This window comes from Fibrobacter sp. UWB13 (genome assembly GCF_900177805.1).
In the GTDB taxonomy this organism is placed as follows: domain Bacteria; phylum Fibrobacterota; class Fibrobacteria; order Fibrobacterales; family Fibrobacteraceae; genus Fibrobacter.
In genome coordinates this window covers 1,105,272-1,117,381 of record NZ_FXAX01000001.1, presented here as the reverse complement: position 1 = coordinate 1,117,381, position 12,110 = coordinate 1,105,272, and the positions used below count along the sequence as shown (strand labels likewise).

Below are 12,110 nucleotides of genomic sequence, written 5' to 3'. Positions count from 1 at the left end.
TATTAGGAGAGGGTGGTATTTGTTAAACACTTTTCTTTTGATTTAGGCTGTTCTATCAATTTTATAACGAAACCCAATAACAATAGCGTTGGACGAACAGATCCCAATTCACCGGTGCCTAATGAGAAAATTAGATACGCGGTAAGGATTGAAGCTCCTAAGCCCGTTAATGTCCGGACTTTTTTGCGATTCTTCCAAAAATATCGGAAAATGATCGCATAAAAAAGCGCCCATAAAATGAGACCTATGTAGCCCCGTTCAAGCAAATATTGAAGGATAACACTTTCTATGCCGAAAAGACCTTCGATTGATTCTAAATCCTCTGTTAAGTTGTATGCCCAATATCCATGTCCCAACCCTAACAGTTCATGTCCTTTAGTGTAGGAAAGTACATGTATGAATTGGGACATTCGCAATTGTATAGAACTTCCTTCTGTTTCACTTTTTTCGGCGAAAGCGTCGGTCAGCATGTTCATTTTTTCTTCTACAATGGGAATCGAAGTATAGGAGACAATAAAAGTACACAAGATTAAGACGCTTGCAACGATGATTTTGCTGGGAGAAAAATTCCATATGTAAAAACAACTGATTGACAAAAGGAGGCTTACCCATACAATACGACATTGGCAGAAAATAATACCAAATAAGCTGCAAACAAGTACTATAAGGAAAGTGCTTTTGGATTCTAGACCTCGAATCCAAGCATATATGTGCAACAATAAAATAACAAGACAGGTATAACCATAATCAAAAGCTGATGTGAACATTGATAACACCCTGAAACGTCTATCCTGTGCATAAAGATCGCCCAAGGACGTATCTTTAGTCCAAAGGATTGTGCTGCCTTCCGTCAAAGCATTGACAAAAGTAGCGCTTTTGGTTATGTAATTCAAAATTCCAAAAAGAGTAAGTACTATCAAACACCACATCGATACATATAATACTGGCTTTAAAGATTTTTCGTCTTTGACTGCCAAAAAAGCGTATGCAATAACAAAATACTTGAACACAAGCTCGAAACGTAAAAATAAGCCAGGAGAAGTGTAAGTGGTTGTGAATGCGGCTATCAATGCTGATATACATGCCCAAAAGAGTACGTTCCGAAGTAATGGAGTGCTGCGTAACGCTCCAAGGTGCCACCGTAAATAAGGCAATTCCGATAGTAGGAACGATGCCAGCAGCAAAAAGTTTGCGTTGTGCAAAGGAACTGCGGGAATGGTTACTACCGTCAATGTCATAGTGCCCATGACGAGCAGAGCTGCCTTCCATTCCCGTTTGACGTAGAACATCAGGCAACAACTGATAAGGGTGACTATGAATGCAACAATCTTCATTCCTTATTTCCTATTTCTGATTCTGTCTTTCAGTCTTTTAACTTTCACATTGACGTATGCCACTGGCAGCAAAAGACAAGACAGCCAATTGGATTTCAGCGTGTTATTTATAAGCTGAACATCTTTTTTGTTAAGCGCGTTTATGAGGATAAGAATCGTGTAATGAATGTGCTGACCTAATGACAGCGGCTTGCATCGCCCATTCATCACCAATCCGGCATAGTAGCGGTAGATAACTTGCCCCCAGTCCTCAGCACCTTTCCGCCGGCCTGTTTGTATGATTCCGCTCTCCAGTATGCGGTAGCACCCCATCTGTTCCGGCAACCAGATGAAGTCTCCCATCAGGGCGGCACACATTGTGGTGTTAAAATCCATTCTTACGGGGCAGTTGGTGAGGAATTCAGATTCAAACACTTTATAGCGGTACATGCTGGTAAGCACCATGATGTAGTTGCCGTAACGGAGCAGCGTAGGCAGATTGTCACCGGAATGGGAACGGCCAGGAAAATCTTTGATAAAAGGCCTGATTATCGGATTGCCTTCGGCATCAATTGTTTGAAAGTTGGTATAGACTAGTGTCGCTTGAGGGTTGGCATCTAAGGCGTCCGCCTGCTTTTGCAGTTTATGCGCATCGGTCCAATAGTCGTCACCCTCACACAAAGCCACATAATCTATCTCATCCGTCAATTCCTTATAATATCTCAGTCTTCGCTTCTTAATACTATAATGATTGTATTTTAGCAGATAAACCGCAAAGTAGCAGTTTTTGTTCTCCTGATGGCGAGCCAGCGTCAGGTGGTAGTCATCGGTTTCCTTTGTCCACTCTGTGTCAAAGTAGTCGTTCAGGTATTGTTTGATGACCTCAGGCTCCCCGTCGGTGCTGGCATCGTCCATGATGAGGCAAGCGAACGGAAAGTTTGTCTGCTGCATGCAAATGCCATCCATGGTATCCTTGATATAGGATGCCTGGTTGAATGTATTGCACCATACAACTACCTTATATTTTAATTGAGAATTGTTTGTCGCAACGTTCATTTCTTTTTCCGGTTTTTTAGAATTTTCATGATTCCTTTATATTCATTCATCTTGAACAACTTGCAGCAGGCGAAGAACACTGTCGCCCCTACAGCCATCTGCATGGGCAGCACCAACCAATAGCTCAGAGGCAAGTATTTCAAGAACCATACCGACAGAGCGATGGTTATTGCCAGAGCGTATGAGGGGGCGATGTCGCGCAACTGCATCCATGAACTGTACCCCAACAGACGGCCTGAGTAATGGGAATTGAGGAAGTAGGCTATGATGCCAATCACGGTGTTGGTCAAGAGCATGGGCATGATGCCTACGAAAGCACCGATGAACAGGGGCAGCAAGATGATGATTTTCTTAATGACCTCTAGTCCGAGGAACAGGTCGCTGCGCCCCTGCACCTGCAACATATTCAGGTTGATGGCATGCAGCGGATAGAGGCTGTAATTGATGCAGATGATTGGCAGATAGGTGGAGGCCTCATGCCATTTGGGGCCTATCATACAGTAGATGAGCGGTTCGCTGACAGCACCGAGAGCGAACAAAGCCACGGTGGTGATGAACATGCTGGTGCGGATGATGCGTCGATAGGCCGAGAACATACGCTCCTTATCGTCCTGAATACTACTCAGCACAGGGTAGGTAACTCGTTCCACCACGCTTGTCAGGTTTGACGAGAACAGCCCAGCATAGTGCCGTGCCCGGGTATATTGCCCTAACGTTGCAGGGCTGTAGAATTTTCCCACCACCACTTGGTGTAGCTCTTTCCAAACAGCATCTAGAAGTACACTCACCATCATCTTCCACCCGAATCCGAATAAATCGTGAAAACTTTCCATAGAGAAGCGCAGCTGTGGTAACCACCTATTATATATATACAACAGCATGGTGGTCACGGCTTGTGAAGTGAGTTGCTGGGCTACCAGTGCCCAGACGCCAAAGCTCGTTAGTGCCATGCCGATGCCTACAATTCCGCTCAACGCAGTGGCCACAATCGTAATCTTTGTCTGTGTCTTGAAGTCGATACGCTTGGTCAGGCGTGTTTGCTGCACCATGCCCAATGCTCCAATGATCAGCCCTAACGAAGATACTCGTACCAGTGGGGTAAGTACTTCGCGGTTAAAGAAATCGGCTATCAGCGGCGCACAGAGGAATACCACGGCATAGAGCAGCATACTCATGCCGAGGTTGCAGATAAATACGGTGTTGTAGTCATCGTCGGTGGCATCCTTCTTTCGTATCAAGGCCGTGGTGAAGCCACCATTGACAAGTGCTGTGCATATCACGGTGACAATGCCCACCAGTCCCAATAGTCCATAGTCGTCGGGCGACAGCAGTCGGGCCAGCACAATGCCCACCGCGAACTGCATGCCATAGCGGGCGGCATTATCCAGTGCCGACCAGCCTAAGCCCTTTACCGTCTTATCTTTCAACGATTCTGCCATTCCTCAAAACCTATTCTTACCAATAACATCCATTTTCAACCATCGAGCCGTTCTTGATTCTCTCGTTGTCGCTGGGACGTATCCAATAGTCGTTGATTACACTGCTGTACTTAGGCTGCTGGGAGACCCACCGTTCGCCGTAAACGCCAAAGAGCATCTGCGTCCATCCTGCAAGGTGGATTGCCGCCTTTCCCCGGCGTTTCACATGCGCTGCCAGGCTCATGCCGTAGGCACCACATCCGATGATGGCCGCGTCGTATTCGCATCGGTCAATCTCGTCCTCCATGTAGTGCAGAGCCTCAAACCAATCGCCGAACCGAGATGGCTCGCCTGCCTGCGTCTGTACAGCCTTGATACAGATAAGCTCCTTGAACTCGGGTAGCACCTCGGGGTTTGTGAACAGCCGCTCACGGTTATTCTCATATTGGTGCCTGATGCTCTCCACAAATGGGTGAACCACCACTACACGCTTGCCTTTCAGCCATTTCGTCCAAGGATTGCGGAAAAGCCACGGTGCGTACAGCGAATCCAGATTCACCTTGACAGCCCCACTCCAGTAGTGGGCCAGATACTGCTCGTTGGGTATATACGATGCAAGTATGTCTATCATTTGGCAGTCTTCTAACGCCTGCATCCCGAAGCGGTCGGCTGTTTCTGCGCTTAAAGGAAACACCCCGGCATTGTAGTACAGATAGTGTTTGGCCACGGGTTCTGGGATGGGCACCTCGCCGCGAATCATGTCCTTGTAGAGCTTCCATCCCGGCTTATTTCGGCACAGATAGGAACTCAGTGCCTGATTGAACTCTATCGTGCCCCATTTTGACAGCATGAAGCCCGATGCCCCCTTTCTGTTTAGCATTTCCAGAATGAGGTCGTTGCCGTCTTGATTCATAATATCGCAATAGGCCTCCGTAAAATATTCCGGACGCCTGATATGATATATCTTGCGTGCAACCTTCAACATAAATGTCAAGATTGGTCTATTTACGGGCTCTACGTACATCTTTTTTACTTTTAATACACTTGTTTCATGTTTAGAGGAGCACTCTGGCATAACCATCCGCCAACTCAAACTGGGTTCCGTATTGATTATTTGACAGTTTGCAGAAATTGTCGAGGATCTTTCCTGTTTTATCTATCACCGGCCAGCCACGCTGCGCTCTGCTCAGCTCAAATCCTAAAGAAATGGGATAGACTCTCACTTCCTTTACTTCATGATCTTTCATGGAAACACTTGCCGCTACGGCCTCCCATGCCTTGCGGTCGGCAGAAAGCCCGCGTGTGCCACCCTTACTCCTGAGATTCATCCCTAATCCTACATAATCATATTTAGATGGCTCCTGATGAACCCGCTCATAAAACTCGAAAGGTTGTACCTCTTGCATTTCATTATGCAGGATAAACTCATTAAGCCCATAGAAAATAGGTGCATTCTTGTATATCTCCAATCCTCTTAACTCATGGGAGCCGTGGCCGAATATAACGTTCGCACCAGCATCAATACAGGCGTGACAAAACTCGACGATAAACGGTGCCGGTTTGTCGGCACTTCCGCTCATCTGATGGGAATGGAAGCTGACCACCACACAGTCTGCCTGAAGGGTTGCTTCCTGAATGGCGGTTTTTACTCTCTCCATGTCGGCTGGATGCGGGTGATTAACCCTTCGGTTGCACCCGCCTTTTACAAACTTCATTTCCCGCAGGAAGAGCTCTTCGCTTTGCTCAGACGCAGGTGAAACTTCACCAGCTTTTCTATAGCCGTAGGCAACCGCCCATTTGTAGCCATCGTTCATGTCCGTCTCTTCAGCAACTTTGCTCAAGGCATGAAAGTTTTCTTCCGTCACCTCATAATACTCAATTCTTCTGAGAGGGTTAATGCCCGGTCGTCCAGGCACAATGCCGCCTTGAGGACCGGCAGCGTCCGTATCATGGTAAGAACTGGTTACGCCAATAAAGGCGACCCTTCCTTCCCGACATTCCACATATTTAGGCAAAGCCGCCTCGGACAGATTTCTGCCTGCCCCTACGTATGCCATTCCCGCATTCTTTAGGTTGCGAATAGTTGCTTCCAAGCCTTTTTGACAATAGTCAAGGGCATGGTTGTTGGCAATGTTCAGCACATGAAAGCCCTGTTCCTTTAAGTCATCAAGAACAGCGGGATTAGCCATTTTATACGAACCACCGGGGAAAGCAGATGGATAGCCCTCATTATCATGGACTGTTGTCTCAAGATTGCCAAAACAGGCATCATGACTACCTAACAAGTGTCTTATCTCGTCATAGCCACAGTAGCCTTTTGAGGGCAGTCGCTTTGATACAAGGATGTCTCCGACTCCCAAAATATTAATTTCAGACATGATGCCTCCTATTTAATGTTTTCGAATCTTGAAGGGTATTTGCCTTGCCACCAGTATTCTTTGGTGGGATGGTAGCCGATGAGTTGTTCAAACTCCTCACGCATTCCTCTGTGATGAATCAGCTGAGAACTGCTTATTCCGGCATTTTCATTGCCCTCCATCACAATCCACTCTCCGTCCTTGTCATAGACAAAATCCCAGCCGATGTAGCGCAGGGTAGGCAGACGCTTAGACATCTCTATGGCTTTCTGGCAGAGCTGCCCCCATCGGGGAATCTTGATACCCTTAATTGTGAAATGGGTGTCTGGATGCACATCCGTAATCTTACCTAACTTGTCAAAACCAGTAGTCTCCACCACGCCTGTACCCGCATTGATGCCTGCAACAATGCTACCGGTTGCTGCTGAACTGATAAAATGCCCACCCACACCGATACGGACGTAAGGATACCATAGACGGATGTCGCCATCTCCCAGATTGATGGTGAGCATCCGCACACTGTTGACACTGGCAGGATGAAGCATAGCCATTTCCTCGCCTTGCTCAATCAGTTCCTCCACCAGCACACCCTTTTCGGTGCCACTATTCCAATGGCCGTTTTCGGTCTCTATTTCTATAAACAACTGGTCGAAGAGCGTGTGGGGGTCTGTATCTCCGACCTCCACTTTGCGGACTCCCAACGACAGACCGAGACCGACAGGCTTGACGACGAATGTGGGGTGACGCTGGCAGAATGCCTCGAAGGCAGGAAAGTCCTGCTCGCTTTCGAGCAGCAGCACCTCGCGTCGGTAGGCGTCCTTAAGCAACAGGTAGGCATGCCACTTGTTGCGGAGCAGGTGCATGTCCTCTTTCTTGTTCAGATAATCGATGTATTTGAAGCGGTTTCTGCAGGTGATATACTGGCACTTCTTGTCGTGGGAGGCTCCTAACTGCTCGTGTGAGAACTCTTCGGGTGTATCGATACCATATTGCCAGTAGTCATAAGTAGCAATGGCAAAGATGTCCTCTATGCTTCTGCCGCCTGCTATGTCGGGTCTGGTTTTGGCACGTGCTTCCAACTTCTGCTTGATGTTTTGGATAATCCACGGATTGTAGATTTCTGGATAAGCATCTACAATCTCACGGCCTGTGCGAATCTGATAGGCCTCGTCTTCACTTGCGTATAGTTTCATAAATTCAAAATCTCATTACGGTTGTTTTTTTATAAGAAATGATGACAGCTTAGAATGTTGTCCTACCTACAATACAAACGGTCAAACTCACAAATCTTTTCAATAATGAGTTCCAAGTCGTTATCGGTAATGGACTGATGAATCGGTATGTTCAATGTATGGTCGGCGGCGTAGTCTGCATTTGGAAAGCTGCCGGTCACGCCATAACCGGGTACGCGATGAAGAGGAAAATACCTGTATGTTGTATAAATTCCATTCTCGCGTAAGAATCTCGCAAACTGGTCGCGCTTGCCATTTTTTATCTGAATGTGATAGAAGTAATAAGAGGTCTCTGCATATTCAGGCAACGTTGGCGGTAATTCTATCCATGAAAATTGCTTAAGATGCTCATTGTAGTACTGATGTATCTCGGCACGCCTTTTTATATATGCTGGCAGTTTCTTAAGCTGTTCCAATGCTATAGCTGCAGTTATATTATTCATAATGGCACGATGACCAAAACAGGATATATCAAACTCCCACCATTTCTGAGCCACAGTGTTTGCATAGCCGCTCTTGGCTTCCAGACCAAAGTAAAGCCAGCGGTCTGCCTTATTGCGAAGTTCAGGTGTATTGAAATGCAGCATAGCGCCATCTCCGCAAACCAGAATCTTCATAGCGTCAAACGACCACATACCCATGTCGCCGATGGTACCAACGGCTTTTCCCTTATAGAAAGAGCATACGCCGGCATTGGCATCCTCGATGACTTTTATATGATGCTTCTTACAGAGCTCCATGATCTCATCCATTTCACAGGGTATGCCTCCATAATGCAGCAACAGAAGTGCTTTTGTCTTTGGTGTAATCACCTTTTCGATATCCTCGGCACGGGCGTTCAATGTGTGAGGATCCACATCGCAAAGCACCATCTTGGCACCATGAGCACAGATGGCATTGCCGGCTCCGATAAAACTGATTGTAGGTAGAATTACTTCATCGCCTGGTTGTATATCCAGAAGGTGCATGGAGGAAAACAATCCCTCGCTACAGCAAGTGGTCGTTAACACCAAGTCCTTTGAAGATTTGATATGCTCGGCATACTTCTCTTCAAATTCCACTACCTTTTTGCCTCTTCCAATCCAGTTGGACTCAAAGACTTTTTCAAGAGCATCAAGCTCTTCTTTTCCTAGTGATGGCTGAAAAACATTAATCATAATATTCTTGTTTTGTATTGTTATGCAAAATGGTAACGGTTCAACATATCGTGTATCTCGTCGCGCGAACAGTACATCATCACGTCAATTATGCTGAGGTCGGGAACAAACTCGTCACAGCGTTGTTTGTAGCGGATGTCATCGTTGCGACGCATGAACTGGAGATTGATGCCCATCTCGCGGAAAGCATCTTTGTCGTAATACTTCGTTCCGGTGATAGAGTTGATATAGTTGGTAATGCCGAAATGTTCGCAAGTTCGACGGATGACTTCCGGAGCCTTGCAATCCCAACGGGCTGAAACCTCTGATAGCAACCTGATTTCTGTCTTGATGCCTAAATACTCGGCGACTGCCTTCAGTTGTTTGACGAGATAGCGCGTTAGGTCCGACTCTTCGTCGAAAAGAATCGGCTTGATAACATTCATGGCATCTTTGTAATATGGAGCTTTACTGTAGTAGTACTCCAATACGCGGCACATCTTTTCTGCGCGTTTCAGGTTGACCACCCGACTCGTTTCACAGATAAGGTGAGTGCAGGAAGCTTGGCTGACTTCAATGCCGAAGTTCTGTGGCTTGCATCCTTGTCCTAGGATACTATTACGGTATATCCTGCTGTTTTGGATAAAGTGGGCATTATCGCCAACAACAAACAAATCTACGGCATGAATAATCTGCCAATAGCCTATGTAAGGGAAAAAGTATGGCTGCCAAATAGCTATATGTCGTTTTCCTTCAATCATAATACGTAACAGTTGCTTTTAATTTTTTTTGCAAAATTTTCATCGTCACTGTGGATAACGCACATCTTGCGGTCATCCACCTTGTTGGTCACAGGGGCACTACTGGTGCGGAAAACGCCGCTGTCGAAATAGCGGTCATCCATGCACAGCATCATGCCACAGACATACTCGTCGTAGTGTTTGCCCTCCCATTCGCAAGGATAAGTCCGCTGCCTGACAAATGGCTGCAAGATGAATCCGCCCTTTTCGCTTGCCAAGATGCTTTGTTTCCACGTTTCTTCGTCGGTCATCACGCCGGCATATAGATCTACACTTTTGCCCAAATTGAACGGCTTGAGGATATACTGATCCTTATGCGTCAAGGCGTCGTTCCATTTTTCGGGATGGCTATTGTATAAATAGGTGGGGATGGTGTGCTGTCTCAGGAATGATGTTTCCTCTTCCGTGAGGCACTGACGTGTGAAGTCGTCTACGAAGATGAGGTGCAAGAATCGCTTGTCATGAGCCAGAAAAATGGTACGGAAGTCGTTCAGCATCCGCGCGTCTATCATGGCCTGCAGGGTATCCATCTTGAAAGACAGCATGTCTTGCTGGTTGAGGGCGCTGAACACCACTGCATCGTGACTCCACTTGTCGATATTTGCTTCTACTTCATCGGCCTCATAGATGGTCACCTCATGTCCGTAGTACTCATAGAACTTCGTATAGAAGGAACTTTCGCTACCGCGATCGCCGCTCTTTAGCACATAGACTGGACTATTTGCGGGGATGGCGTCGCGCATATAGGTCAGCAGCTCGTCATAGCGGTTCTCCCAAGATATGTCTGGAAAGTCTGCCATGAGTTGCTCAGCTTTGACCACCGAGGGGTAGTTGGCCCAGATGCCGTGTCCGAAAAAACGGCTGGTGATTTCCACCAATAGCAGCCGTCCATCGTCGCTGATGAGATAGTCGGGACGGTAGGCTCCTGCCCGGAAGGGGTAACGGCGCTGGCGGTCAAGAATCTCCATCACCTTCTCGTCCAATGGCATATATTCCGGCACCCACTCGCGGTAGTGTTCCGCCATATATGCGATACATTTATAGAGCAAGGCCTGCATTCGTCGCAGTTCGTCGCGACGTTCCGATGTTATAAGCATCGGCTTGGCGTGATACCAGCGGTGGTAGTAGTCCGTTTTGTCCGCAAATATCTGAAAACAGACATCTTGGCAAGAAAGTCCTTTACTTTTCATTCTTTACTTTTCGCTTCTAAACAGATGTGACTGGTAGCCCAAGCACTGGAATCCGTTATGGTTGATGATGGGAATGATGTTCGTGGGCACGTTCAGCTGGCTGCGAACCCAGAAGCAGATGCTGGTGGACATGCCGATGGTTTCGGTGTACTTCATCAGGCGCTGGATGTTCTCGGTCGAAAGTGCGCGGTTGGGGGCTGTGCGTCCGCGCTGCTTGCGGTGGTCGGCGTTTTTCGGGCTGATATAGTCCATGTAGAGGTCGCGTTCCATGTTCTTGTCGAAGTATCCAAGCCATTGTCCCAGCTGAGCCAAGTTCTCCATGCAGGCTGTGAGAAATTCTGGCTTGTAGTTCACGATGCCAGCGGCGCGGAGCATGTCGAAGAATTCCTTGATGCGTTCGTCGGTGAGATAGGGGACGACGATGGGCTGTACCAATGCCGAGTTGGCGAGGATGCCGTGTTCCTGACACATCTGTACGGCGCCGAGACGTTCTTCGATCGGGGCGGCGAAGGGTTCCAGAAGGTTACGGAATTCCGTCGGCATGATGCTCACAGAAGTATTGAACTGCATCTTGTCCTTCAGCTGTTCGAAGAGGTCGAGGATGGTTTCGCCTTCGTTTTCCACCAGGAGGTGCTTGGTGCCGGCCTTCGATGCGATGAAGAGGCGGGCGTTGGAGTTGGGGTATTTCTTGAAGTGGGCGATGAATTCGCGCAAAATGCGGTGGGCGATGCCTGTATAAAGCGTCGGTTCCTGCAAAGCTTCGGTCTTGGGCGAGAAGTAGTAGTAATGGTTCCAGTTCTTGCCACGGCTCAGTTCCACGATTTTCTTTTCGATTTCCTTTTTCTTTTCCGGAGCTTCGACGATGGCCGTTGCCAATTCCTGCAACAGCTGGCTGCGTTTTTTAATGTCTTCGGCTGTGACAGCGTTAGGATTCTCGCTGCATGCACCGTTCATCTCTTCCAAGAGCTTGCGCACATAAAGGTGGTAATTTTCATAAGCCACGAGTTTCTGTTCGTGCACTCCGTCGGTCACCAGGCAATACTGGCATCCCAGATGGCATCCCTTGATGGGGTTGATCTCGAAGGTCAGCGTCGGGCAGCGTCCTGTGTAGTTGTGGATTTCTGTTTCCACGGTGTCAGGGTCGCAATCTTCAAGGTAGAGTACGGACTTGGGAATGACGCAGTGCTCTTCCAAGCGCTTCTTGAACATCTTGGAGCCGCGAATGAGGCCTTGCAATGTTTCTTCAGAAGGTTCAATCGTGACGCCAAGCTTTTTCAAATATTCGGCATCGACAATTTGTGGCTGGAAACCTTCGAGGTTATAGGCGTTGATCTCGTGTTCGTAGAGATTTTGCATTTCAATGGGGTGTTTCGGCATGAGTATCCTTTGTTTTTGAATCAATTTTTTTGAAAAGCTTTTTGGACAGTGAAGGAGTTCCGCAAATGATGACCCACGAAAATTGGGCTGAATGCCTCTCTTGGAAGCAAATGCGTATAAATTAACGCTGCTAAAAGCCTTAAGATTAGATCGATTTCCGATAAAAATGTCCTGTATATACAGGTGGACATATTTATTTTCTTCCTTCTTGAAGATTTTTTGGAATATTAC

10 protein-coding genes are annotated in these 12,110 nt (G+C 47.3%); all 10 read right to left on the bottom strand.

The window, feature by feature from the left end:
- Nucleotides 1-2: 2 nt before the first annotated feature.
- The 10 genes from B9Y77_RS04690 to B9Y77_RS04645 all read right to left on the bottom strand — a co-directional run bounded on the left by B9Y77_RS04690 (nt 3) and on the right by B9Y77_RS04645 (nt 11,879).
- Nucleotides 3-1,334, bottom strand: a complete 1,332-nt coding sequence (locus B9Y77_RS04690; protein WP_085490658.1) for an O-antigen ligase family protein — start codon at nt 1,332-1,334, stop codon at nt 3-5.
- A gap of 3 nt (nt 1,335-1,337) precedes the next feature.
- The gene (locus tag B9Y77_RS04685; RefSeq protein WP_085490657.1) at nt 1,338-2,369 is read right to left on the bottom strand and encodes a glycosyltransferase; all 1,032 of its coding nucleotides are present in this window, start codon (nt 2,367-2,369) and stop codon (nt 1,338-1,340) included.
- On the bottom strand, nt 2,366-3,808 hold the full coding sequence (locus tag B9Y77_RS04680; protein ID WP_085490656.1) for a lipopolysaccharide biosynthesis protein: 1,443 nt from the start codon (nt 3,806-3,808) through the stop codon (nt 2,366-2,368). Before B9Y77_RS04680 ends, B9Y77_RS04685 begins: the two co-directional genes overlap by 4 nt.
- Before the next feature lie 16 nt (nt 3,809-3,824).
- Nucleotides 3,825-4,772, bottom strand: coding sequence for a hypothetical protein (locus tag B9Y77_RS04675; protein ID WP_139829260.1), 948 nt, complete (start codon nt 4,770-4,772; stop codon nt 3,825-3,827).
- Nucleotides 4,773-4,842: 70 nt separating this feature from the next.
- Nucleotides 4,843-6,165 carry a CapA family protein gene (locus tag B9Y77_RS04670; protein WP_085490654.1) on the bottom strand — a complete coding sequence of 441 codons (1,323 nt, stop codon included), beginning with the start codon at nt 6,163-6,165 and terminating at the stop codon, nt 4,843-4,845.
- An 8-nt stretch (nt 6,166-6,173) separates the two neighbouring features.
- Complete coding sequence (locus B9Y77_RS04665; RefSeq protein ID WP_085490653.1) at nt 6,174-7,337, bottom strand: sugar-transfer associated ATP-grasp domain-containing protein; 1,164 nt, start codon at nt 7,335-7,337, stop codon at nt 6,174-6,176.
- Nucleotides 7,338-7,399: 62 nt separating this feature from the next.
- Nucleotides 7,400-8,533: a DegT/DnrJ/EryC1/StrS family aminotransferase gene (locus tag B9Y77_RS04660; RefSeq protein ID WP_085490652.1), complete on the bottom strand. Its 1,134-nt coding sequence runs from the start codon at nt 8,531-8,533 to the stop codon at nt 7,400-7,402.
- Between the two features lie 20 nt (nt 8,534-8,553).
- Nucleotides 8,554-9,273 (bottom strand): WbqC family protein, encoded by a 720-nt coding sequence (locus B9Y77_RS04655; RefSeq protein ID WP_085490651.1) that lies wholly within the window; start codon nt 9,271-9,273, stop codon nt 8,554-8,556.
- Entirely contained in the window at nt 9,270-10,502 is a 1,233-nt protein-coding gene (locus B9Y77_RS04650) for a hypothetical protein (protein WP_085490650.1), read from the bottom strand. Before B9Y77_RS04650 ends, B9Y77_RS04655 begins: the two co-directional genes overlap by 4 nt.
- Nucleotides 10,503-10,505: 3 nt before the next feature.
- Nucleotides 10,506-11,879 carry a radical SAM family protein gene (locus B9Y77_RS04645; protein ID WP_085490649.1) on the bottom strand — a complete coding sequence of 458 codons (1,374 nt, stop codon included), beginning with the start codon at nt 11,877-11,879 and terminating at the stop codon, nt 10,506-10,508.
- Between the last annotated feature and the right edge of the window lie 231 nt (nt 11,880-12,110).